This window comes from Pseudomonas sp. P867, from assembly GCF_019891455.1.
GTDB classification, from domain to species: domain Bacteria; phylum Pseudomonadota; class Gammaproteobacteria; order Pseudomonadales; family Pseudomonadaceae; genus Aquipseudomonas; species Aquipseudomonas synxantha_A.
This window is the reverse complement of sequence record NZ_JAFLXB010000016.1, coordinates 111298-135663: the sequence shown is the minus strand read 5'-3', so window position 1 is coordinate 135663 and position 24366 is coordinate 111298. Positions and strand designations below refer to the sequence as shown.

Genomic DNA, 24366 nt, shown 5'->3' with positions numbered 1-24366 from the left:
TACAGATCGCAGTGATAGATGACTGGCAGAACGTCGCCAGTGACGTGGTGGATTGGTCGGCGCTGGACGGCGTGGGCCAGGTACATTTTCTCCACGACTACCCCGCTGATAGGGCGACAATGGTTGAACGCTTGAAGGGCTTCGAGGTGATTTGCGCCATGCGCGAACGGTCCACCTTCAACCAGGCCCTGCTGCAAGAGTTGCCCAAGCTCAAATTGCTGGTCACCGGCGGTATGCGCAATGCCGCCATCGATATTACCGCCGCCAAGGCCCTGGGTATCCAGGTGTGCGGCACCGACAGCTATAAACACGCGGCGCCGGAACTGACCTGGGCGCTGATCATGGCCTCTGCGCGCAATCTGCTGGCCGAAGCCAACTCGCTGCGCGCAGGCGGATGGCAGGTGGGCCTGGGCGGTGACCTGCATGGCAAGACCCTGGGCAGTATCGGCCAGAAAGAGTCCATGCATAGGAGCGAGCTTGCTCGCTCCTACACTGATCGGCATTAGACGTGATTATCCGATTTGATCACGGCATTTTCACAAGGCCTTCACTTTTCGACCTATAAGGTCAGGCCTACCTACTCCAGTGAATCACTTGGCCCGCCCTCTCCTCGCGGGCCTTTTTTTTGCGTGCGCAAACCTTTATCAGCCATCACGCTTGATCGCTGTCATGGTAAAGCACAGGGGCAGTTGCGCGGCCTGATGCTCATATTGATCGTAGAGTTCTTCCCGGTTGGAATGCGGGTATTCCTGCAAATGAGCGATCTGCAACTGCGCTGCGATAGCCGCGCTGACCACACTGCCCAGGGTATGTACATACCAATAGGACGTCGGCCCGGGCCGCTCGTCCTTCCCTTCATAGACAATTGCCTCCTGCAGCACAAAGGGTTCACGCTGGAAGTAAGAACTGGAAGGCAGCATCGGGTTGGCCCCACAGGGGTCAAACACCTCAAGAAAGGGATGGGTTTCGTACATGACCAACGTACCACCGGGCTTCAGCACAAGGGCAACCTGGCGCATGAACAACGCCACATCCGGCATCCAACCCAGCACGCCAATGGTCACCAGGGCAATATCGAACCATGCCTGCAAACGCTCCGGCAAATGGTGGATATCGGTCTCAATGAAATCAGGGCTGTGTGGCGAGACCTCGGCCAATTCCCGCGCCTGTTCAAGAAACGCCCGGGATTGATCAACCCCCACCACCGAACGGGCCCCCAAGCCATACAACGAAAGGCTTTCGCGTCCGTTGTTGCAGCACAATTGCACCACGTCCTTGCCCACCACACCTATCTCATGCAGTAACGCGGTGATAGTGGGGTCAAGGCAGGAAAAGTCAGGTTCGGCCACCGAGGCCAGTAGCTCCCTCCAGGTCGCCGTGTCTTTGTGCAACCGGGCCGATTCGTCCCAAGCGTTTTTATTGCTGGCAATCGCCTCTTGCGCTGAGGGCATGTCCATTGCGTCTCCAGAAAGTCAATACAGCGGGCTTAGGAACATAAGCCAAATATCTGCCAGATAAAACCCGCAGCCCCAGCGAAACTTATGGCCAAGCCTACCGGTCATTAAGCCATCGCGTGTTCAGCCCTTGAACGCCGCTCTTGAAGGTCGCACTGTGGCCCATCATTCAGATCTGCGTACCGCCCTTTCCCTGGACAGCCTGAACTTCTTCCTCGCGGATGTTCGCGACGGTCTCGGGCCGTACCTGGCGATCTACCTGCTGGCGGTCCATAAATGGGACCCGGCCAGTATCGGCGTAGTCATGACCCTGGCCGGTATCGCCGCCTTGATCACCCAGGGCCCGGCGGGTGCGCTGATCGACCGAACCCGCAGCAAGCGTGCAGTCATCGCGATTGCCGCGCTGCTGGTCACCGGCAGTTGCCTGATACTGCCCTTCGTCAGTTCATTTGGCTGGGTGGCGCTGACCCAGGCCGCCAGCGCCGTTGCCGCATCGGTATTCGCCCCGGCCATTTCTGCCATCTCCCTTGGTATTACCGGCCCCCGTGCTTTCACTCGGCGTACCGGGCGCAACGAAACCTTCAACCACGCCGGCAACGCCGTGGCCGCACTGCTGGCCGGGGGCCTGGCGTATCTGTATGGGCCTGTGGTGGTGTTTTACCTGATGGCGTTTATGGCAGTCGCCAGTGTCATTGCGGTCAGCTGTGTTTCTGGCAAGGCGATTGATCATGAGGTGGCCCGTGGCTTCGATCCCGCCCATCACAGCGACCATGAGCAGCCTTCGGGCCTGACCGTCTTGCTGGCTAACCGCCCGTTGCTGCTGTTCGCCGTCTGCTGCGCGCTGTTTCACCTGGCCAATGCCGCGATGCTGCCACTGGTCAGCCAGAAGCTGGCGCAGATCAACCTGCAGATGGCCACGCCCCTGACCTCAGCCTGCATTGTCGCTGCACAGTTGGTCATGGTCCCGATCGCCTGGCTGGTCGGGCTCAAGGCTGATATCTGGGGGCGCAAGCCGCTATTGCTGGCCGGCTTTCTGATACTGCCGCTGCGTGGCGTGCTGTATACCCTGTCCAGCGATCCGTATTGGCTGGTGGCGGTGCAGATGCTTGACGGTATCGGCGCGGGGATTTTCGGCGCGTTGTTCCCGGTGATCGTCAAGGACCTGACCCAAGGCACCGGGCGTTTCAATGTAAGTCTGGGTGCCCTTTCCACTGTGTTCGGCCTCGGCGCGGCGCTAAGCAGCAGCCTGGCCGGCTTCGTGGTGCAACAGGCCGGCTATAACGCAGCCTTTCTGACCTTGGCGGGCGTGGCGGGCGTGGCGTTGCTGCTGTTGTGGCTGGCGATGCCGGAAACCCTGGCAAAACCCAGCCTGCAGGTGCCGGTAATGGGCTGAAGCAGAACACCCCAGTCATCCAAGGTGCTCTGCCCCGCCTGCGTTCAGGAAATAAAGATGCCTGCGCCATTCAACTGAGTCATGTTCACGCCCATTAACATCACCGAGTTGTCACCAAAGGCCAGCACGGTGTTGTCCTCGAACGTCGAGGCATAAGAGCGGTAATCGTAATCCTGGCCCAGGCCAGCCATACCCATGAACACCAGTTTATCGCTGGCATGGTAACCCTGGATCCGGTCGTTGCCGAAGATGCCGTCGAACAGGAAGGTATTACTGCCACCGCCTGCAACCATCAGGTCATTGCCGGTGCCGCCGACAAATACGTCATTACCCGGGCCTCCGATCAGGTGATCGTCGCCGCCCAAGCCGAACAGCCAATCACCCGTGGCATGAGCGGTGAGGACATTGTCATGCGCATCGCCGTTGGTAGAGGCCACGTAGTGCGTAAGGTCGTTACCGGCCAGCAGGCCATCGCCGGTCACCTTATAGGTGATGTCATTGGAGCCCCAAGGGATTGAAGTCCAGGGTATATAGGCCTTCTCTTTGCTGACCAATGCGCCGATATCCCGGGTCATACTGATACCGCCATAGGCGTCGTTGATATACAACGTGCCATCGCCGTCATTGGCAAAGCTGAAGGCGCCCAGTGGCTTTTGCAGTTCGAAGACGTTACTGCCCTGCCCCCCCAGCAGGATGTTGTAGCCGCCGTCATCGCGGAAACGATCATCACCTGCGCCACCTTCCAGGAAGTCATTGCCCGCTCCGCCCTTGAGCAGGTCGTTGCCCTCGGTACCGAAGATGAAGGTATTGCCGGTGTGTTTTTCGGCGTAGCGGTTCAGGTCTTGCACCCAGGTGGTTTCACGCGTGGCCTCGCTGAGGCTGGAGACTACGATGGTCGAGTCTTTGCTGGTCAGGTCGTAGAAATCCGAGGACGCGATACGCTTCATGCCTTGGATGTAACCGTCCAGGGAGTGAGCCTTGCCGACTCCCCAGTTGAGGGCATTGGGTAAATGCGCCCAGGCCGAGGCGTAGTTATCGGTAAAGCTGACCAGGTTATTGGCCGCCGAATCCCAAACGCTATCGTTACCCCAGCGCAGTGCCGACGTATTGATGCCTTCGCCATCAATGGCCTTGAACACCAGGTCATTCTCATAGCCGATGTTCAAGATCCGAGTGTCACCCGAACGTTGTGTGGGTGAGGCAAAGGTTACGTAGTTGGCATCCTCGAAGAAACCGCCCCAATGATCATGGCTCAAGGTCGCCAAGCTGTTGGCCCCGAGTGCGCCGAGGCTATGGCCGGTGACCAGGATATCCTTGCCGGTCAAGCCCTGGCTCCTGGCGTAGCTGGCGACGTGCTCCAATAAGCCACTGAACGCGAACTGAGCATAATTGGCGGCGTATCCGGGAACGGCGGCAGCAGCCAGATCGCTGGCGACGTCGCCCAATCCATCCCAGGACAAGCCAAAGGACGTCCCACGAAAGGCAACCCCCATGGCGATCAGCTTACCCACGCCATCGTACTGCCCCACAATCTTGACGTTGGCGGAGGGAGCCAATACCGTCTCGCCCCAAAAGGTGCCGTACTCGTCGACTTTCTGCGTCACCCCCAGTGCTTGCGCACCGATAGGCGCCCAGCCGCCAGCGGTCAGCGGTTGGCCGCTGGCGTCATAAGCGTAATCGGACAAGGCCAAAGCGTCGTTCAGCAGCGCCTTGGCCTTCTGGCCCGTCATGCTCTTGTAATCGAAAACCCCCATACCCATTGCCCCTTTTCAGATGACTTTTGATGTGGCCTCAGTGCCCATGGCCGGGACAGATTGGTGATGGACGGGAAAGGACTGTCAATCGTTACCTAAAAAATGAATACCTGCCCGCCGGCCCGAGCTTTGGTTTCAGCGCTTCGAATCACGCAAGGCGCGGAACATCGTCGTCGACTGCCATACAACTGTCGCCTCACATATGCGACAATGCGCGCCAAATTCCAACACACATCCCAAATTTTCCGCTCAGCGACCGGGTTTCGCGCCTTGATGTCGCTGTTGACGCATGCCTGAAGGCACCTGCCGTCACGCTCGCAACCCATTGATAGGTAAAGTAATTGATCTCCACAGCTAACATCACCATGCAGTTCGGCGCCAAGCCGCTCTTCGAGAACGTCTCGGTCAAGTTCGGCGCCGGCAACCGCTATGGTTTGATCGGGGCCAACGGTTGCGGCAAGTCGACCTTCATGAAAATCCTCGGTGGGGACCTCGACCCGTCCGGCGGCCAGGTCATGCTGGAGCCGAATGTGCGCCTGGGTAAACTGCGCCAGGACCAGTTCGCCTACGAAGAATTCACCGTGCTCGACACCGTGATCATGGGCCACGAAGAGCTGTGGAAGGTCAAGGCCGAGCGCGACCGTATCTATTCGCTGCCGGAAATGAGCGAAGAAGACGGCATGGCCGTGGCTGAGCTGGAAACCGAGTTCGCCGAAATGGACGGCTACACCGCCGAATCCCGCGCCGGTGAGTTGTTGCTGGGCCTGGGGATTCCCCTGGAGCAGCATTTTGGCCCGATGAGCGAAGTGTCCCCAGGCTGGAAACTGCGTGTATTGCTGGCTCAGGCGCTGTTCTCGGACCCTGAAGTGCTGTTGCTCGACGAACCGACCAACCACCTGGACATCAATACCATCCGCTGGCTGGAAAACATCCTCACCCAGCGCTCCAGCCTGATGATCATCATCTCTCACGACCGTCACTTCCTGAACAGCGTGTGCACCCACATGGCTGACCTGGACTACGGCGAGCTGCGCCTGTTCCCGGGCAACTATGACGAGTACATGACCGTGGCGACCCAGTCCCGCGAGCAGTTGCTGTCGGACAACGCCAAGAAGAAAGCGCAGATCTCCGAACTGCAATCCTTCGTCAGCCGCTTCTCGGCCAACGCCTCCAAAGCCAAGCAGGCCACGTCCCGTGCCAAGGCGATCGACAAGATCCAACTGGCCGAAGTCAAGCCGTCGAGTCGTGTGAGCCCGTTCATCCGTTTCGAGCAGAACAAAAAGCTGCACCGCCAGGCGGTCATGGTCGAAAAGATGGCCAAAGGCTTTGACGGCAAGCCGCTGTTCAAGGACTTCAGCTTCCAGGTTGAAGCTGGCGAGCGCGTGGCAATCATCGGCCCGAACGGTATCGGCAAGACCACCCTGCTGCGCACCCTGGTCAACGAACTGACCCCGGATGCCGGCAGCATCAAGTGGACCGACGCCGCCGAACTGGGCTACTACGCCCAGGACCACGCCCACGACTTCGAAGACGACGTGAGCCTGTTCGACTGGATGGGCCAGTGGACCCAAGGCGAACAAATGATCCGTGGCACCCTGGGCCGCATGTTGTTCTCCAACGACGAAATCCAGAAGTCGGTCAAAGTGATCTCCGGTGGTGAGCAAGGCCGCATGTTGTTCGGCAAGCTGATCCTGCAAAAGCCGAACGTGCTGATCATGGACGAACCGACCAACCACTTGGACATGGAATCCATCGAGGCGCTGAACCTGGCACTGGAAAACTACCCGGGCACGCTGATCTTCGTCAGCCACGACCGCGAGTTCGTATCGTCCCTGGCGACCCGCATCATCGAGTTGAGCCCAAGCGGCGTGATCGACTTCAGCGGCACCTATGACGACTACCTGCGTAGCCAGGGTGTGGTGTTCTAAGAACGCCCTTAGCTTTCAGGGCAGTCAGATCCAAATGTGGGAGGGAGCTAGCCCCCTCCCACATTGGTTAGAGCAGTGGCATCATGGCCGCACCGCCCGCCAGCGATCGAGTACCCATGCCTGCCGCCCCCTCCTCCCTGTCGATCACCCTGCAGATCGTCTCCATCGTGTTCTACACCTTCATAGCCTTTATCTGCATCGGCCTGCCGATTGCGGTGATTCCAGGCTATGTGCACGAACAACTGGGTTTCAGCGCAGTTGTCGCCGGGGTCACCATCGGTTCGCAATACCTGGCCACGCTGCTCAGCCGCCCGATGGCCGGGCGGATGTCGGATAACGTCGGCACCAAGCGTGCGATAGTGCTGGGCCTGGCCGGCATCCTGATCAGCGGCGTGCTGACCTTTATCGCCACCCTGGTGGACAGCCTGCCAGCCTTGAGCCTGGGCATTCTGATCGTCGGCCGCCTGTTGCTGGGCGTGGCCCAGGGCCTGATTGGCGTGGGCACCATCAGTTGGTGCATGGGCGCGGTGGGGACTGAACACACGGCCCGCTCGATCTCCTGGAATGGCATTGCCTCCTACGGCGCCATTGCCGTTGGTGCGCCGGTCGGCGTGGTGATGGTGGCGGAATATGGCTATACCAGCCTGGGAGTTGCCCTGTCGGTGTTGGCGGGGCTGGGGCTGGTGCTGATCCGCAATAAACCGTCGGTGCCGGTGGTGCGCGGTGAGCGGCTGCCGTTCTGGGCAGTGTTCGGGCGAATCGCACCGTTCGGCACCAGCCTGTGCCTGGCGTCGATTGGCTACGGCACGCTGACGACCTTCATTACCCTGTACTACCTCAATCGTGGCTGGAGCGGCGCGGCGTATTGCCTGACGGTATTTGGCGCGTGTTTTATTCTCTCGCGCCTGATGTTCATTTCTGCCATCAGCCGGTTTGGTGGGTTTACCGCCGCCATCGCCTGCATGAGCATCGAAATCCTGGGCCTGACGCTGCTGTGGCTGGCGCCGTCCACCGGCGTCGCCTTGATCGGTGCCGGGCTGACCGGCTTTGGCCTGTCGCTGGTGTACCCGGCGCTGGGGGTTGAAGCCATCAAGCAAGTGCCGGACAGCAGCCGAGGTGCGGGGCTGAGTGCCTATGCGGTGTTTTTCGACCTGGCGCTGGCGATTGCCGGGCCGTTGATGGGCGCCGTGGCGTTGAATCTTGGCTACGGCTGGATCTTCTTCTGTGCCGCGTTGCTGTCGGTCAGCGCACTCGCCCTGACCGTACTGCTCAGGCGCCGCGCCTACTGATCAGCGGTCTGCAGGCCGGCACGCGTCGCCTCACCGAGGGTTCGGCTGAAAAAGCGCCCGGCCTCGGAGACCATATCGCGGTGAATACCTTCGCGGTCGACGCCATCGGCATCGGTGCAGATGCCTGGCATTGTCGCCAGTTGATCGCTGTCGCATGGCGCCATGAATACAAAATGCCCTGCCCCGGCCAACAGCTTGAAGTCCGGTGGCTCCGGCAGTTTACGCGCCAGGGCGGCAGCGTTTTTGTCCACCGCCACCAACTGGTCGCCGTCGCCACTGTAGAGCAACACCGGCACGTGCACATCAGCCAGGGTGTGGCGGCCGAACATCAGGCTCAGTGGCGCCATCAGCATCAAGGCATGGATGCGTGGGTCAGCCTGGGGCTGCAAGTCGTCGCGGTCGACCACCAACTCGCCCTTGGTGGTGCAGGCATCACGGTCCTCGGGGCGCTGCTGGCAGTAACGGCGCAGGCGCTCGAAATCCGGCTTGGCGCCCGCCAGGATCAGCGCGGTTTCGCCACCGGCGGAATAACCGATCACGCCAATCTGATCGACATCGACAAAGGGCGACAGCATGGGATCAGCCAGGGTCGCGGTGATCGCCTGGGAGATCTGGATCGGCCGGCCATACAGGTTACTCACGGTGCCCAGGCGGCTGTGGTCCTTATAGTTGTCGCCGGGGTGCAGGACCGCCACCACCACAAATCCCTTGCGCGCCAGTGACGTGGCCAGATCATGCAAGGCCAGGGGCGTGCCGGTATTGCCGTGGGACAACATCAGCATGGGAAAACGGCCGATGGCAACCTTGGCGTCTTCACTGGCCGCGACCTGATAGGCGCCCAGCGGCGTGGTGCGTTCGGTGTCAGTGGAAGGGTAAAACGCAATGGCCTTCATCGGCTGCGAATCCAGCGGGTCGAGCACGCTCATGCGATGAAACCCCACACTCCAATGCGGGTGCGGTGCCGGTGCAGCGTGCACTGAAAGCAGGCCGCTAAGCAGCGAAAGAACCAGAACAGCACTAAGACGCATCATGGGGATGTCCACCTTTGCTGCGTAAGAACCGGCATGTCGAATAAAAGTCCAGGTATCGGATCCCTATCTGCATAACCTCTGCATAACCTGGGCCACAAACGAAAAAACTTCGTACTCCGCTCGCGTTCAGGCGATCAGAATACAGAGTTTAGGCGCCCGGCTTCAGAATGAAACCGGGCAACGGCTTAATTTACACAAGCCTTACGCGGCGGCGAACAACTGCTGGTTGATCCGCACGTTGGCGTCGTTCAATGCTTTGCTGCGCGCTTCATCACCGTAGGCCAGCCCTTCAGCGCGGACGATTTCAATATTGGTGATGCCGAGAAAACCGAACAGCAGTTTCAAGTAGCCTTCATGGGCAGCGCCAGATGCCTGATCCGCGTGCAAGCCACCGGCCGTGGACACGATAATCACCTTCTTGTTACCGCACAGGCCTTCAGGGCCGGCTTCGGTGTAGCGGAAGGTCTGGCCGGCAACCGCGATGCGATCAATCCAGGCTTTCAACTGGGTAGGAATAGTGAAGTTGTACATCGGCGCGCCTACCACTATGGCATCGGCGGCGAGGAATTCAGCCAGCGATGATGCACTCAGTTCGGCCTCGTGCTTTTGCGCGGCATCGCGCAGTTCGGCCGCGGTGCCCAGTGCACCCAGGGTAGCGCCGGAGAAGTGGTTGATGCCTTCGCTGGCCAGGTCACGGTAAGTCACTTGCACACCCGGTTCAGCCGCTTGCCATGCCTTGACCACACCGGCACTGAGTTGGCGGGAAGCCGAGTTGTCGCCGAGGATGCTGGAATCGATATGCAATAGTTTCATGGTGGATCTCCGAGGTGGGATCGACAGTGGCGATCAGATGGTGGTGATGCTACGCATGAAACCAATAGTCGATAAGCCATCTGAAATGCGATAGTTTGTCCTACTGACAGGACAATAGGCCGACCATGCAAGACCTCAACGATCTCTACTATTTCGCCAAAGTCGTCGAAGCCGGCGGTTTCGCCGCGGCGGGCCGGCTGCTGGGGATTCCCAAGTCCAGGCTGTCACGGCGCATTGCCGAGCTTGAAGAGCGCCTGGGAGCGCGCCTGCTGCAACGCACTACCCGACAACTGACCCTGACTGCCGTGGGCGAGCGTTACTTGCGCCATTGCCAGGCGATGTTGCTGGAAGCGGAGATGGCCGATGAGGCCGTGGCGAGCATGTCCAGCGAGCCGCGTGGACGCCTGCGGGTCACGTGCCCGGTGGGTCTGGCCCAGCAGATCCTGCCGGAATTGGTGGCAGGCTTTCTGGCCGCGCACCCGTTGGTACAACTGGACATGACCCTGGTCAATCGCCGCGTCGATCTGGTCGCCGAAGGCATTGATGTGGCCCTGCGTGTGCGCGAACTGGGTGATGAAGACCCGCTGCTGGTGACCAAGCGCCTGCGCCAGGCCCAGACAGTGCTGGTCGCCAGCCCGGCATTGATGCGCGAGCGGCAGGTCCTCGCCCTTGAAGACCTCAAGCAACTGCCCATACTCGGCGCACTGGAAGCCGACCGCATGGTGCACCAGCGGATTATCGACCCCCAGGGCAACCTTCACGATCTGGTGATGGAGGCCCGCCTGGGCATCGATGACTTCATCGTGCGCAAGGCCAGCGCCATCATGGGCCTGGGCTTTACGGTGCTGCCGATGATGTATTGCGAAGAGGAACTGGCCAGCGGCCGCCTGGTGCAATTGCTGCCGCAATGGTCATTGCCGGGCGGCTGGTTGCAAGCCGTATACCCGCATCGGCGTGGCGTGCTGCCGGCGATCCGCGCGTGGATCGACTATTTGGAAGAAGGCTTCAAAGGCTGTGGAGATCGATTGTTATGAGCATGACTGAAGCACAAGTGGCCGCGTTCTGCCTGACCCTGCCCGGTGCGCGGGAAGATTATAAGTGGGGCGGTGTGCGGGTGTTCTCGATTGCCGGCAACAAGATGTTCGCCCTGCAGAACCTGCGCGGCGAGTCGCTGGCGTTCAAGGTCGACAAGGAACTGTTCCTGGGCCATGTCGACCGCCCCGGTATCCACCCCGCACCGTATCTGGCGCGGGCGCAGTGGATCATCATGAATACGCCCTACCCGCTGGGCGCCGATGAGCTGCGTGGCTTGTTGCAGCGCTCCCACCAACTGGTGGTGAGCAAACTGCCCAAGCGCACGCAGGTCGGTTTGTTGCTAGAGGATTGAAAGCAGCGTACCGCCCAGGAACAGCTGGTCCAGCCAAAACACCTGATGCAGCAGCACGATCACCCAGAACAGCACCTGGTAAGACACCTTGCGCGTCTTGTGCCTGAACACCTGCTGGGCAATCAGCGCACCCGGCCAACCGCCTGCCAGCTCGACAGCGTGCAGAATGTTTTCCGGGATGCGCCGGCCCTCGGTCTGCGCCTTGCGCTTGTCGCTCCAGTACAGGAAGAACGCCACCACACTGACCACGCCATACGCCGCCAGCGGGATCACCGTCTCGCCGCGATACCACAGCACCGCTGAACCCAACAGTGGCGCGGCGCATAACAACACAAAGATCAGCGTCTTCAGGCGTGGATGCTGGATGCTCATGGCTTGACCGCAGTCCAGTCGATCCAGCCGAATTGCCAGGTCGCCAGGATGACCAGGCCGAAGGCAATCCGGTACCAGGCAAAGACCGCGTAGCTGTGGCTGGCGATGAACTTGAGCAAGCCCTTGACCGCGATCATGGCGAAAATGAACGAGGTGACAAAACCTATGGCGAATACCGGGAAGTCCGCCGGCTGGAACAGGTCGCGGTACTTGTAGCCCGAGTACACCGCCGCCCCGACCATGGTCGGCATGGCCAGGAAGAACGAAAACTCGGTGGCCGTCTTGCGCGACAGGCCGAACAACAGGCCGCCGATAATCGTCGCACCGGAGCGCGAAGTGCCCGGAATCATTGCCAGGCACTGGGCCAGGCCGACCTTGAGGGCGTCTTTCCAGGTAATGTCATCCACCGTTTCAGCGCGCACCGCATGTTGGCGCTGTTCGGCCCACAACATGATCACCCCACCGACCACCAGGGCACTGGCGACGGTGATCGGGTTGAACAGGTAATGCTTGATCAGGTCGGCAAAAATCACCCCCAATACCACCGCCGGCAATACGGCGATGATCAGGTTGACGGTGAAACGCCGGGCCTTGGGCTGGGTCGGCAGGCCGATGACCACATCGAGGATCTTGCGGCGAAACTCCCAGACCACCGCCAGGATCGCGCCCAGCTGGATGATGATATTGAAAGCTTCGAAACGCTCGCCGCCGAAATTGATCAGGTCGGCGACGATGATCTGGTGCCCGGTGCTGGAGATCGGCAGGAACTCCGTCAGCCCCTCGACGATGCCGAGAATCAATGCCTGTATGGCGGTCCAAAAATCCATGCTCTCTCCAAAGGTCATGCGCGTGGCATGCCTCTTAGTCTTTTTTAAAGTTCACTGACGACGAGCGCACTCAAACGCCCGCGGTTGATTCTCAACGCCGGTCTGCAAAAATTCCGTGAAAAATCAGGCAGTACTCAGGTTTTTCGATTCCGGGCCGAAAGCCTATCAGACACGCCGGAAATCTCGAAGCAGCACCACAATTATAAAGAGCATGGAGTGACAGGACGATGAACAGTTTGCGCAGCATGTCGATCAGCCGCCGCCTTTGGCTGATCCTGATAGTCGCCGTGTTGATGCTGCTGGCCTTGGGGCTGCTGATGCTGAACCAGATCCACGGCGACCTCTACCAGGCCAAGCGCCAGCAGACCCAGCACGTGGTGCAGACCGCCAGTGGCGTACTCGGGTATTACCAGAACCTGGAAAAAACCGGGGTACTGACCCGCGACGCCGCGCAGCAGCAAGCCCTGAGCGCGGTGCGTGGCCTGCGCTACGACCATGATGACTACTTCTGGATCAACGACCTCACCCCCGTGATGATCATGCACGCGGCCAACCCCAAGCTCGATGGCCAGAACCTCTCGGCGATTCGTGACCCGGATGGTTTCGCCGTGTTCAATGAGTTCGTGACTCTGGCCAAGGCCAAGGGCGCCGGGATCGTCAACTATCGCTGGCCGAAACCGGGCGCCGACGCACCGGTGGAGAAAACCTCCTATATCCAGCTGTTCGAACCCTGGGGCTGGATTATCGGCTCCGGCGTGTACGTCGATGATGTGCAGGCCGAGTTCAAGACCCAGGTATGGAAAGCCTCGGCAATCGGCCTGGGCATTGCGCTGATGATGGCCGTGCTGGTGGTGCTGATCGCCCGCAGTATCGTGCAGCCATTGCAGGCGGCGGTGAATGCCATGGGCAATATTGCCAGCGGTGAAAGCGACCTGACCCGCAGTCTCGACACCCATGGCAGCGACGAGCTTACCCAGCTGGCCCGCCACTTCAATGGCTTCACCGCCAAGTTGCGCCAGGTGGTCGGCCAACTGCAGACGTGCGCAAACGCGCTGGGCCAGTCATCCACGGAGCTGGGCCACAACGCCAGCCAGGCCCACGACCGCAGCCAGCAGCAGTCGCAGCAGATGGAACTGGTGGCCACCGCCATCAACGAAGTCACTTACGGCGTGCAGGACGTGGCCAAGAATGCCGAGCACGCGGCCAGCGAAATGCGCGATGCCCAAGCCCAGGCGCAACAGGGCCAAGTGAATATCGACGGCAGCTTGCAGCAGATCGATCAGCTCTCCAGCACCATCAGCCAGGCTGTGGAGGTGATCCGCACGCTCTCCAGCGAAAGCACGCAGATCGGCGGAGTACTGGAAGTGATCCGCTCCATTGCCGATCAGACCAACTTGCTCGCCCTCAACGCCGCCATCGAAGCTGCCCGCGCCGGGGAGCAAGGCCGTGGCTTTGCGGTGGTCGCCGATGAAGTGCGCTTGCTGGCCCAGCGCACGCAGAAATCCACCGCCGAAATCCAGGTGATGATCGAGCGCCTGCAAGGCCACTCGGAAGCGGCGGTCAAGGTCATCAGCGACAGCCACAGTGCCTCGCAACTGACCATCGAACAGGCCGGCCAGGCCGGAGCCAGCCTCACCGCCATCGGCCAGGCACTGCACAACCTCAACGGGTTGAATGCTTCGATTGCCAGCGCCACCCTGCAACAAGCCCATGTGGTGGAAGACATCAACCAGAACGTCACCCAGGCGGCCGGGCTGTCCCACAGCACGGCGCTGGCAGCGGAACAATCCAGCGTGGCGAGTGCGCAGTTGCGGGGTTTGAGTGAACAGCTTGATGGGCTGTTGCGCCAATTCCGAATCTAGCGCCGGGTAAATTGTGGGAGGGGGCTTGCTTAGCCTTATGTAGGAGCGAGCTTGCTCGCGAAAAACCCAGAGGCGCCGCGTTTACTCAGGAAGCACGCGTTACCGTTGACGTTTTTCGCGAGCAAGCTCGCTCCTACACGGGGCATGGTGGCGAGCCCCCTCCCACATTTGTATTGCTGTGTTTTGAGGATCGGTGAGCTCTGGGTACAATCACCGCCCTCTCCCACTTCCCAAGGATCCGCCATGTCCGGGCTTGAACTGTTCGCCGCCGCCCTGGGGGTGATCGCTGTCTGGCTGACGGTCAAACAAAACCCTTGGTGCTGGCCCATCGGCCTGGTGATGGTGCTGCTCTACACCTGGGTGTTTTTCGAGGTCAAGCTCTACTCCGACATGCTGCTGCAAGTGGTCTACGCCGCGTTGCAGGTGTATGGCTGGTGGCAATGGACCCGTGCCGGCGAAGTCAAACAGGGCCGCCAGGTCACCAGCCTGCGAGCGCCTGCGATCATGGTCAGCCTGGCTGTAGGCGCCGTCGGCAGCCTGTTGCTCGGCGCCGCCATGGCTCACTGGACCGACGCCGCCCAGCCCTGGCTCGACGCCGCCCTCACCGGTTTCAGCCTGGTGGCGCAGATGTGGATGGCGCAAAAACGCGTGCAGTGCTGGGCGCTGTGGATTGTCGTTGACGTGATTTTTGTCGGGCTGTTCCTCTACAAAGGCCTCTACCTCACAGCCGCGCTCTATGCACTGTTTACCGTGATTGCCGTACAAGGCTGGCGCGAATGGCGCACCGACCCGGCGTTGCACTCATGAAGGTGGTGGTACTGGCAGGCCCGGAATCCAGCGGCAAAAGCTGGTTGGCGGCGCAACTGAACGCGCACTTCGGCGGGTTGATGGTGGGTGAATACGTGCGGCATTTCATCGATCACCATCAGTGTGACACGACCCTGGCGGATATCCCCGCCATCGCCCATGGCCAATTAGCCTGGGAAGACAGCGCCCGCGCCCGGCACCCTGCCCTGTTGATCCTCGACACTCATTTGCTGACCAACAGGCTATGGAGCCAGACCCTGTTTGGCGATTACCCCGGCTGGCTTGATGACGAACTGCTGGCCCGGCAGTACGACCTGCACCTGCTGCTTTCCCCCGAGGACGTGGAGTGGAGCGCCGATGGCCAGCGCTGCCAACCGGAACTGGCCGACCGCCGGGCGTTTTTCCAGGCCAGCCTGGAGTGGATGCAAGAGCATCAACAGCCGGTGGTGGTGATTCGCGGGGATTGGGAGCAGCGTCGCCAAGCGGCATTTTCCGCAGTAGAGCAGTTGCTCAAGCGCTGACACACTTCCCCTGTGGGAGCGGGCTTGCCCGCGAATGCTATGTATCAGCTAGCACATGCATAGACTGACCCACCGCTTTCGCGGGCAAGCCCGCTCCCACATTTTTTACCGTACCAGGCTTTAGTAACCCAACGACAAGCCCGTGTTGCGCCGCGGATCGTTCGCCCCATAGAAACGATTGTTACCCACTGGCTTGCCACCCAGGGAAGGCGCGCCTACCAGGATCGCCGCCAAGTGGTTGGCATCTTGCGGGCCTGCAAACTTATGGCCCCAGCTTTCGAGGATCTTCTGGGTATCCGGGCTGACCGCAAAGGTCTCAAGGTTAGTGGTCTCGGGCATCCATTGCTGATGGAAGCGTGGTGCGTCGACCGCTTCCTGGATATTCATCTTGTAGTCGATCACATTCAGGATGGTCAGCAAGGTGGCGGTGATGATGCGGCTGCCACCTGGCGTGCCGACCACCATGACCGCCTTGCCGTCCTTGGTGACGATGGTCGGGCTCATCGACGACAGCGGCGCCTTGCCCGGTGCAATAGCGTTGGCCTCGCCCTGCACCAGCCCGTACATGTTCGGCACGCCGACCTTGACGGTGAAGTCGTCCATTTCATCGTTGAGGATCACCCCGGTCTTGCTCGCCATCACCCCGGCACCAAACCAATCGTTGAGGGTGTAGGTCACCGAGACCGCGTTGCCCCATTTGTCGACGATCGAATAGTGAGTGGTGTTGTTGCCTTCGTGGGGTGACACACCTGGCTTGATCGCCTGGGAATCACCGGCCTTTTGCGGCTCGATGGCGGCGCGCAGCTTGGTGGCGTAGTTCTTGTCCAGCAGATGCTCGATCGGGTTCTTCACGAAATCCGGATCGCCGAGGTAGCTGTTGCGGTCCACGTAGGCATGGCGCATCGCTTCGATCTGGTAGTGCAGGCCCTGGGCCGAGTGATAACCGAGGTCGGCCATCGGGTAGCCTTCGAGGATGTTCATGATCTGGCAGATCACCACGCCGCCCGAACTGGGTGGCGGCGCCGAGACCACATGGTAACCACGGTAATCGCACTCGATGGGCGCCAGTTCGCGGGTCTTGTACTTGTCGAGGTCGGCCTGGGTGATGATGCCCTTGCCGGCCTGGCTGGAATCCACCAAGGCCTTGGCCACCCAACCTTTATAGAAACCGTCGGTGCCCTTGGCGGAGATTTCCTTGAGGGTTCTGGCCAGGTCTTTTTGCACCAATTTCTGGCCCACCTGCATCGGTTGGCCGTTGTGCAGAAAGATCCCGCGCAAATCCTGATCTTTCTCGAATTCGCCAGTGGCGGTGTGCAACAGGTCGATATCGCCCTGCTCCAGCTCAAAGCCGTTTTCCGCCAGTTTGATCGCCGGGGCAATCACTTGGGCGCGCTTGAGAGTGCCGTATTTGCTCAGGGCCAGTTCCATGCCGGAAACGGTACCCGGTACGCCGACCGCCAAATGGCCTTTGGCGCTGAGGCCCTCGACCACGTTGCCGGCCTTGTCCAGATACATGTCGGCGGTGGCCGCCAACGGGGCCTTTTCGCGGAAGTCGAGGAAGGTCTTGCGTCCGTCCGCCAGTTGCACGGTCATGAAACCGCCGCCACCGAGGTTACCCGCCGCCGGGTACACCACCGCCAGCGCGTAGCCCACGGCAACGGCTGCATCCACTGCGTTGCCGCCGGCCTTGAGCACATCCACGCCGACATGGGTGGCCAGGTGCTGGGCCGTCACCACCATGCCATTTTCACCGGCTACCGGGGCCTGGGAAGCGGCGTGAACACCGCTGACTGTCAACACGAGCGCAGTGGCGATCAAAGTGCGGTGCAAAGGTTGGTATTTCATCCATGGCTACTCTATTTATTGAGATGCGCCAAAATAGCCGCTCCCAAATCTAATCCCCAGTGCAATGGCGTTTTTATTACAGAACTTGTCGGTCATGGAACGGACGCGTAACGAAACAGCGAATAAACCGAATGTGGGAGGGGGCTAGCTCCCTCCCACATTTGTACCGCCAATGGCGCTAGAATCAGCGCCACTTTTTCGCCGCCGCTTTGATACGAGCCTTTTTCATGAGCTTTGATTTCGACACGCTCCACCCACGCCACGGTACCGGCAGTACCAAGTGGAGCCGTTACCCGCAAGACGTTCTGCCGATGTGGATCGCCGATATGGACATCGCCGCGCCGCCCGCTGTATTGCAAGCCCTGCACACGCGCCTCGACCAACAGATTCTTGGCTACAGCGTAGCCGGCCCGGATGTGCGCGAGGCCATCATCGCGGACCTGTGGGCCAAGTACGCCTGGCGCGTACAACCTGAAGAACTGCTATTTCTGCCTGGCGTCGAGCCTGGTTTCAACATGGCCTTGCACGCCTTCGTCAAACCCGGCCAAGCGGTAGTGCTGCAAACCCCCAACTACCGGCCGATTCGCCTGGCACCCGGCAACTGGAACCTGCCGCGCATCGAAATGCCGTTCGAGTTGATCAACGGCGAATACGTCACGCCAATGCCTGCGATGCGCCAGGCATTAAGCGGTGCCGGTGCGCTGCTGCTGAGTAACCCGCACAATCCCATCGGCAAAGTATTCCCCCGCGAAGAACTGCAGGCTGTGGCCGACGCCTGCCTTGACAGCGGCGCGCTGATCATCAGCGACGAGATTCATGCCGAGCTGTGCTTCGATGGTCGCCGGCATATCCCCACTGCCAGCCTCAGCCCCGAGATTGCCCAGCGCACTATCACCCTGATGTCGGCGAGCAAGGCGTATAACGTGGCCGGCTTGAAGACCTGCTTCGCCGTGGTGCAAAACGCCGAGCTGCGCGAGCGCTTCAATAACGCACGCTGCGGCATGGTCGACAGCGTCAGCCCCCTGGGCCTGGAAGCCACTCGCGCGGCCTACAGCCAATGCGGCGACTGGCTCGCTGCGCTGTTGCAGTACCTGCAGGCCAACCGTGATTACCTGCTCGATGCGCTAAAGACCCGCCTGCCCGGTGTAGTGATGCACGCACCACAAGGTACCTTCCTGGCGTGGCTCGATTGCAGCGCATTGGGCCTGGAAGACCCGCAACGGTTCTTTCTGGAACAGGCCAGGGTCGGCCTGAGTGCCGGGATTGAATTTGGCGATGACAGCCAACAGTTCGTGCGCCTGAACTTCGGTTGCCCACGGGCGATGCTCGAGGAAGGTATACAGCGCATGGAACGTGCCTTGCGCCAGCGCTGACTTGCCCAGCGAAACATTCGTGGGAGGGGTAAGCAATCCCCACCCACGTTATCCATTCACAACTTGGCGATGGACACTTCCGTCGACTTCACAAAGGCAATCACTTCGCTGCCCACCTTCAATTCCAGGTCACGTACCGAGCGCGTGGTAATCACCGAAGTAACAATGCCGGACGCCGTCTGCACGTCGATTTCCGACACGACTTCCCCCAGCAGAATTTCCTTGATTACGCCTTTGAACTGGTTGCGCACGTTGATCGCTTTGATGGTCATGTCGGCTTTCCTTTTGGCTGTTGGGTCAATCCGCACGAATGCGCAGGCCCCCAAAATGCGCCTCACGAGAAAACATTAAAAGGAATAAATAACTATTTATTCATTCCATAATGATATATGAGGAAAACATCCTTCGGCGCCCATCTGCCCGGCGCCGTACGCTCGACAGCGACGTATGACCGCATATCTTGTGCGTTGACCAACCTTGTTACACACCATATAGTGTGCCCACAAACAGAACAGACCACTACATAGTGTGCAGAATCGGTATTCACCGACCACACTCAGCGCAGTATTTCAATGCCTGGTAGCCTGCAAATCGCACATTTTTTGGACGGGTTGAACACCGTCAGAACGGATCAGAAGGGAGTATTTCAATGCTGAGTTGGGATGAAGTCGACAACGAAGACACCGGTGCAGCGGTGATCAAAGGCGCCAACGCCGGCCATGCAAGCGAAGCCAACATGGACCGCCTCGACGGTGCCGGCGCCGCTGCTGCCCTGGAGGCGCGCAACGTGACCGCCAACGACTCCGCCGCGATCATCCGCGCCAAGGCCGCCCTGGACAAACTCGACGTCGCCGAAGGCCTCGCTGAGCTGGAAGGCTCCGCCGCCCGCGTCGCCGTCGACGAAAAGCGCATGATCAACTGCCGCGCCGACCTCAACCAACTCGTGCCTTTCAAGTACGACTGGGCCTGGCAGAAGTACCTCGACGGCTGCGCCAACCACTGGATGCCGCAAGAGGTCAACATGACCGCCGACATCGCCCTGTGGAAAAACCCCGAAGGCCTGACCGACGACGAACGCCGCATCGTCATGCGCAACCTCGGCTTCTTCTCCACCGCCGACTCCCTGGTCGCCAACAACCTGGTGCTGGCCGTGTACCGCCTGATCACCAACCCGGAGTGCCGCCAGTACATCCTGCGCCAGGCCTTCGAAGAAGCGATCCACACCCACGCCTACCAGTACTGCATCGAATCGCTGGCCATGGATGAGGGCGAGATCTTCAACATGTACCACGAGATTCCATCGGTCGCTAAAAAAGCCGCCTGGGGCCTGAAATACACCCGTTCGATCTCCGATCCCAAATTCGAAACCGGCACCGTCGAGACCGACAAGGAGCTGCTGCGTAACCTGGTCGCTTACTACTGCGTGCTGGAAGGCATCTTCTTCTATTGCGGCTTCACCCAGATTTTATCCATGGGTCGCCGCAACAAGATGACCGGCGTGGCCGAGCAGTTCCAGTACATCCTGCGCGACGAGTCGATGCACCTGAACTTCGGTATCGATGTGATCAACCAGATCAAAATCGAAAACCCGCATTTGTGGGATGCCGAGATGAAGGAAGAAGCGACCCAGATGATCCTGCAAGGGACTCAGTTGGAGATCGAGTACGCTCGCGACACCATGCCTCGCGGCGTGCTGGGCATGAACGCGGCGATGATGGAGGATTACCTCAAGTTCATCGCCAACCGTCGCCTGTCGCAGATTGGCTTGAAGGAAGAGTACCCAGGCACCACCAACCCGTTCCCGTGGATGAGCGAGATCATGGACTTGAAGAAAGAGAAAAACTTCTTCGAAACCCGCGTGATCGAGTATCAAACAGGTGGTGCGCTGAGCTGGGACTGACGTAACGCTGTAGGAGCGAGCAAGCTCGCTCCTACAGTCAACGGCTTCAGTTCGACACCTGCTCCAGGAAAATCAACTGCAACGGCTCGCTGAGCAAAGCATCCGCCGTGGCCGCAAAGTGCTGGAAGTACGGCGTGGCAAAATGCTCATCCAGTGCTGCCTGGCTCTTGAACGCCTCGCGCATATAGAACGTGCCGGGTTCATCGCGTCGCTCGAACAACACGTAATCCAGATTGCCAGGTTCGGCCCGCGTCGGTTCGATCAGGCTCAGCAAGCCAGTCTTGAGCGCGTGTTCTTGGCCAGGTTTGGCCTTGAGTACGGCGAGGGATACCAGAGGTTTGGGCATGGCGATGTCTCTTTGAGTGGGTGGGTTGGAACAGCCGGCAACAGCGGTGAACATCACGGCATACAGCCAGGGTTTGATCGGTGTTCTCATGGGTGTCGCTCGCAATGGATTGAAGCCATCGTTGCCCATTTGGCGACGCAGAAACACCGACTAAACACGCTTACACTTTCTTCAAAGGCTTGAAAATGCCGCACTCCATCAAGACCCCTTGCGTCGGCCTGTGCTCCACCGTCTACGGTGATCTGGTCTGTCGGGGCTGCAAGCGCTATCACCACGAGGTGATCCAGTGGAATGGCTATAACGCCGAGGAAAAACAGGCGGTATGGCTGCGCCTGGAACAGCTACTGGTGCAGGTGATGGCCAGCAAGCTAGAGGTTTTCGACCCACACTGCCTGCGACAGCAGTTGGAGGCCCGCAAGATTCGCTTCATGCCGCACCAGTCGCCGTATTGCTGGGCATACCAGCTGATCGCGCGGGGTGCGCGGGTGATTTCCAGGCTGGATGCCTATGGATTGGCATTGCTGCCGGAGTTTCGCGAGCGCCACCTGGCGGATTTGCGCGATGCGATAGATCGGGAATTCTTTCTGCTTTCAGAAGCGCATTACGAGCGCTATATCGCCCCGGGTTTCCTCAAGGATGCCTTCGGGCCAGCCCTGATCGCCACACTCTAAGCAACACCAGCAATCAACTGTGGGAGGGGGCTTGCTCCCGATGGCGGTGTATCAGTCAGCTCAATCAGCTACTGACACGCCGCCATCGGGAGCAAGCCCCCTCCCACAATCAGCAGGTCCAGGGCGCATCCCGTTCTGGCTGCAACCCGTAGAGATGAATCGCCCGCTGACACACCGCCGGCGCCAAACTCCCCTGCTCCACCAATGCCGTCAACGCTGCCAGCACAATATGGTGCCGATCCACCTCAAAGAAATCACGCAACGCCGCCCGTGTATCACTGCGCCCAAACCCATCGGTGCCGAGCACGGTGTAGCCCGAATCCACGTACGAGCCAATCATCTGCGGCACTGCCCGCACATAATCGGACACGGCAATCACCGGCGCGCCTTTGGGCAAACAGTCATGCAAATGACTGACACGCTTGATGCCCTGCGGATGCAGGCGATTCCAGCGCTCCACCTCTCTCGCTTCCCGCGCCAGTTCACTGAAGCTGGTGACGCTGTACACCGCGCTTTGCACCTGCCAGTCATCCATCAGCAACTGCGCCGCCGCCAGGGCCTCACGCACCAGCGTGCCGGAGCCGAGCAGGCGCACCTGCGCGTCCTGCGTACCCTGCAAGCGATACATGCCCTTGATGATCGCGCCTTCCACGCCTTCCGGCAGGCTGGGTTGCGCGTAGTTTTCGTTCATCAGCGTCACGTAGTAGAACTCGTCGACATCCTGCTCCAGCATCCGACGCATACCGTGGTCGAGGATCACCGCAAACTCACCGGCGAACGCCGGATCATAGGCGCGGCAATTGGGCACGGCGTCGGCAGCAAGATGGCTGCTGCCGTCCTGATGCTGCAAACCTTCGCCGCCCAGGGTGGTGCGCCCGGCCGTGGCGCCGAGCAGGAAGCCCCGGGCACGCTGGTCGGCAGCTGCCCAGATAAGGTCGCCCACGCGCTGAAAACCGAACATCGAGTAATAGATATAGAAGGGCAACATGCGCAGGCCATGCACCGAGTAACTGGTCGCGGCGGCCACCCAGGAACTGATGGCGCTGGCTTCGCTGATGCCTTCTTCCAGGATCTGCCCGTCGGTGGCTTCGCGGTAACTGAGGATCGAGCCGATGTCTTCCGGCTCATAGTGCTGGCCGACACTGGAGTAGATGCCAATCTGCTTGAACAGGTTGGCCATGCCAAACGTACGCGCCTCGTCGGCAACGATGGGCACGATGCGCGGCCCCAATTGTCCGTCTTTGAGCAAGTGGGTGAGCATACGGACGAAGGCCATGGTGGTAGACATTTCCTTGCCTTCAGCGGCCGTGGCGAAACCCGCATAACCGCTCATGGACGGCACGCTGACCCGCGCTGCGAGCTGGCTGCGGTTGGGCACGTAACCGCCCAGGGCCTTGCGGCGCTGGTGCAGGTAGCGTAACTCCAGGCTGTCATCGGCCGGCTTGAAAAAACTCAAGGACTCGACCTGCTCATCCGACAGCGGCAATTGGAAACGATTGCGAAAGGCAATCAGCGCCTGGCGATCAAGCTTCTTCTGTTGGTGAGTGGTCATCTTGCCCTGCCCGGCTTCGCCCATGCCAAAGCCCTTTTTGGTCTGGGCCAGGATCACCGTGGGTTTGCCCTTGGTCCGGCGGGCAGCGTGGTAAGCGGCGTGGATCTTGACCATGTCATGGCCGCCACGCTTGAGGCGGTCGATCTGATCATCGCTCAGGCCCTCGACCAGCTTGGCCAGGGATTCACTCTGGCCAAAAAAATGCTCGCGGTTATAGGCGCCATCCTTGGCGGCGAAGGTTTGGAACTGCCCATCCACGGTGTGCGAAAGGGTTCGGACCAATGAGCCGTCGGCGTCCTTGGCTAGCAACGCATCCCAGTCCGAGCCCCACACCAGTTTGATCACGTTCCAACCGGCCCCGCTGAACAATGCCTCCAACTCGTCGATGATGCGTCCATTACCGCGTACCGGGCCGTCGAGGCGTTGCAGGTTGCAGTTGACGACCCAGGTCAGGTTGTCCAGGCCCTCGCGGGCGGCCAGGGTCAGGGCTGACATGCTTTCCGGTTCGTCCATTTCGCCGTCGCCGAACACGCCCCACACATGGCGGTCCGAGGTGTCCTGCAAGCTGCGGTGCTGCAGGTAACGCATAAAGCGCGCCTGGAAAATCGAGCTGATGGGGCCAATGCCCATGGAACCGGTGGGGAACTGCCAGAAGTCGGGCATCAACCATGGATGGGGATAGCTGGACAGCCCGCGAGCGCCCTCCTTCGGGCCACCGATTTCTTGGCGGTAGTGGGCCAGATCCTGTTCTGTGAGGCGCCCTTCAAGGTAGGCACGGGCATAAATACCGGGCGCCGAATGGGGCTGGTAGAACACCAGGTCACCGCCGGATTGCTCGCTGCGTGCGCGGAAAAAGTGGTTGAAGCCCACTTCGAACAAATCCGCGGCGCTGGCGTAACTGGCGATATGCCCGCCCAGTTCGCCATACGCCTGATTGGCGCGCACCACCATGGCCAGGGCATTCCAGCGCACCAGCGAGGCGAGGCGCTCTTCGGTGGCCAGGTCGCCGGGAAAAGCCGGCTGCTGCTCGACGCTGATGCTGTTGATATACGGTGTGCCGTGGCGGGGTTTCCAGTCGATGCCCGGCGCACCGCCTTCGCGGGCCAGCAGGTCTAGAATTTCGCGGGCCCGGGCGGGGCCGGCATTGGCCACCAGCGAGGCCAGGGCATCACGCCACTCATCCAGCTCCTGCTGATCCTGCGCCGTGTGATTGACTGCGTGGGCGAAACCGTTCATGGGCA

General features: G+C 60.3%; 21 protein-coding genes and 1 pseudogene. 12 read left to right on the top strand and 10 right to left on the bottom strand.

The features are described from left to right. Positions 1-455, top strand: a pseudogene (locus J1G33_RS24395) (D-2-hydroxyacid dehydrogenase family protein); the annotation flags it as partial. A gap of 189 nt (positions 456-644) precedes the next feature. On the opposite strand, the gene J1G33_RS24390 reads toward J1G33_RS24395, so the two are convergent. Then, positions 645-1457 carry a class I SAM-dependent methyltransferase gene (locus tag J1G33_RS24390; protein WP_223018932.1) on the bottom strand — a complete coding sequence of 271 codons (813 nt, stop codon included), beginning with the start codon at positions 1455-1457 and terminating at the stop codon, positions 645-647. Between the two features lie 154 nt (positions 1458-1611). Between J1G33_RS24390 and J1G33_RS24385 the strand changes: the two genes are divergently transcribed. Further along, on the top strand, positions 1612-2847 hold the full coding sequence (locus J1G33_RS24385; RefSeq protein WP_005788510.1) for an MFS transporter: 1236 nt from the start codon (positions 1612-1614) through the stop codon (positions 2845-2847). 44 nt (positions 2848-2891) lie between these two features. On the opposite strand, the gene J1G33_RS24380 is transcribed toward J1G33_RS24385, so the two are convergent. After that, positions 2892-4601 carry a polyurethanase gene (locus J1G33_RS24380; protein ID WP_223018931.1) on the bottom strand — a complete coding sequence of 570 codons (1710 nt, stop codon included), beginning with the start codon at positions 4599-4601 and terminating at the stop codon, positions 2892-2894. 341 nt (positions 4602-4942) lie between these two features. Between J1G33_RS24380 and J1G33_RS24375 the strand changes: the two genes are divergently transcribed. Continuing rightward, entirely contained in the window at positions 4943-6529 is a 1587-nt protein-coding gene (locus tag J1G33_RS24375) for an ABC-F family ATPase (RefSeq protein WP_003191057.1), read from the top strand. A gap of 116 nt (positions 6530-6645) precedes the next feature. Next, a complete protein-coding gene (locus J1G33_RS24370; protein ID WP_032875653.1) occupies positions 6646-7818 on the top strand; it encodes an MFS transporter in 1173 nt (390 codons plus the stop codon). Here the strand turns inward: J1G33_RS24370 and J1G33_RS24365 are convergent. Together J1G33_RS24365 and J1G33_RS24360 are read right to left on the bottom strand one after the other, a co-directional pair. Beyond that, entirely contained in the window at positions 7812-8849 is a 1038-nt protein-coding gene (locus tag J1G33_RS24365) for a dienelactone hydrolase (RefSeq protein WP_032875656.1), read from the bottom strand. The two genes, J1G33_RS24370 and J1G33_RS24365, sit on opposite strands and share 7 nt — an antisense overlap. A gap of 201 nt (positions 8850-9050) precedes the next feature. Beyond that, positions 9051-9662 (bottom strand): FMN-dependent NADH-azoreductase, encoded by a 612-nt coding sequence (locus tag J1G33_RS24360; RefSeq protein ID WP_005788514.1) that lies wholly within the window; start codon positions 9660-9662, stop codon positions 9051-9053. Positions 9663-9787: 125 nt separating this feature from the next. Here J1G33_RS24360 and J1G33_RS24355 point away from each other — a divergent pair, with 125 nt between their 5' ends. Both J1G33_RS24355 and J1G33_RS24350 read left to right on the top strand, forming a co-directional pair. Then, positions 9788-10696 (top strand): LysR substrate-binding domain-containing protein, encoded by a 909-nt coding sequence (locus J1G33_RS24355; protein ID WP_032875659.1) that lies wholly within the window; start codon positions 9788-9790, stop codon positions 10694-10696. Then, positions 10693-11049 carry an MmcQ/YjbR family DNA-binding protein gene (locus J1G33_RS24350; protein ID WP_103734264.1) on the top strand — a complete coding sequence of 119 codons (357 nt, stop codon included), beginning with the start codon at positions 10693-10695 and terminating at the stop codon, positions 11047-11049. Before J1G33_RS24355 ends, J1G33_RS24350 begins: the two co-directional genes overlap by 4 nt. Here the strand turns inward: J1G33_RS24350 and J1G33_RS24345 are convergent. Both J1G33_RS24345 and J1G33_RS24340 read right to left on the bottom strand, forming a co-directional pair. Next, positions 11038-11421: a DUF1294 domain-containing protein gene (locus tag J1G33_RS24345; protein WP_078821438.1), complete on the bottom strand. Its 384-nt coding sequence runs from the start codon at positions 11419-11421 to the stop codon at positions 11038-11040. The genes J1G33_RS24350 and J1G33_RS24345 overlap by 12 nt on opposite strands. Beyond that, entirely contained in the window at positions 11418-12248 is an 831-nt protein-coding gene (locus tag J1G33_RS24340; RefSeq protein ID WP_005788518.1) for an undecaprenyl-diphosphate phosphatase, read from the bottom strand. The genes J1G33_RS24345 and J1G33_RS24340 overlap by 4 nt, the downstream gene beginning before the upstream one ends. Positions 12249-12475: 227 nt before the next feature. Between J1G33_RS24340 and J1G33_RS24335 the strand changes: the two genes are divergently transcribed. The 3 genes from J1G33_RS24335 (at position 12476) to J1G33_RS24325 (ending at position 15438) form a co-directional block, all read left to right on the top strand. Then, on the top strand, positions 12476-14110 hold the full coding sequence (locus J1G33_RS24335) for a methyl-accepting chemotaxis protein (RefSeq protein ID WP_223018930.1): 1635 nt from the start codon (positions 12476-12478) through the stop codon (positions 14108-14110). A gap of 243 nt (positions 14111-14353) precedes the next feature. After that, positions 14354-14917 carry a nicotinamide riboside transporter PnuC gene (pnuC, locus tag J1G33_RS24330; protein WP_223018929.1) on the top strand — a complete coding sequence of 188 codons (564 nt, stop codon included), beginning with the start codon at positions 14354-14356 and terminating at the stop codon, positions 14915-14917. After that, a complete protein-coding gene (locus tag J1G33_RS24325; protein WP_223018936.1) occupies positions 14914-15438 on the top strand; it encodes an AAA family ATPase in 525 nt (174 codons plus the stop codon). Before pnuC ends, J1G33_RS24325 begins: the two co-directional genes overlap by 4 nt. Positions 15439-15558: 120 nt before the next feature. On the opposite strand, the gene ggt is transcribed toward J1G33_RS24325, so the two are convergent. Further along, on the bottom strand, positions 15559-17283 hold the full coding sequence (gene ggt, locus J1G33_RS24320) for a gamma-glutamyltransferase (protein WP_032875675.1): 1725 nt from the start codon (positions 17281-17283) through the stop codon (positions 15559-15561). A gap of 227 nt (positions 17284-17510) precedes the next feature. Between ggt and J1G33_RS24315 the strand changes: the two genes are divergently transcribed. Continuing rightward, the gene (locus tag J1G33_RS24315; protein ID WP_223018928.1) at positions 17511-18656 is read left to right on the top strand and encodes a PatB family C-S lyase; all 1146 of its coding nucleotides are present in this window, start codon (positions 17511-17513) and stop codon (positions 18654-18656) included. Between the two features lie 56 nt (positions 18657-18712). Here J1G33_RS24315 and J1G33_RS24310 read toward each other — a convergent pair whose 3' ends face one another. Next, positions 18713-18928, bottom strand: a complete 216-nt coding sequence (locus J1G33_RS24310) for a TOBE domain-containing protein (protein WP_003173733.1) — start codon at positions 18926-18928, stop codon at positions 18713-18715. 377 nt (positions 18929-19305) lie between these two features. Between J1G33_RS24310 and J1G33_RS24305 the strand changes: the two genes are divergently transcribed. Next, positions 19306-20556, top strand: a complete 1251-nt coding sequence (locus tag J1G33_RS24305) for a ribonucleotide-diphosphate reductase subunit beta (RefSeq protein ID WP_005788524.1) — start codon at positions 19306-19308, stop codon at positions 20554-20556. A 46-nt stretch (positions 20557-20602) separates the two neighbouring features. Here the strand turns inward: J1G33_RS24305 and J1G33_RS24300 are convergent, their stop codons facing one another. Beyond that, positions 20603-20902: a putative quinol monooxygenase gene (locus tag J1G33_RS24300; RefSeq protein WP_032875681.1), complete on the bottom strand. Its 300-nt coding sequence runs from the start codon at positions 20900-20902 to the stop codon at positions 20603-20605. 185 nt (positions 20903-21087) lie between these two features. On the opposite strand from J1G33_RS24300, the gene J1G33_RS24295 reads away from it, so the two are divergent. Beyond that, complete coding sequence (locus tag J1G33_RS24295) at positions 21088-21573, top strand: DUF1289 domain-containing protein (RefSeq protein WP_005788526.1); 486 nt, start codon at positions 21088-21090, stop codon at positions 21571-21573. A 109-nt stretch (positions 21574-21682) separates the two neighbouring features. Here the strand turns inward: J1G33_RS24295 and mdeB are convergent, their stop codons facing one another. Beyond that, positions 21683-24361, bottom strand: coding sequence for an alpha-ketoglutarate dehydrogenase (gene mdeB / locus J1G33_RS24290; RefSeq protein WP_223018927.1), 2679 nt, complete (start codon positions 24359-24361; stop codon positions 21683-21685). Positions 24362-24366 lie beyond the last annotated feature (5 nt).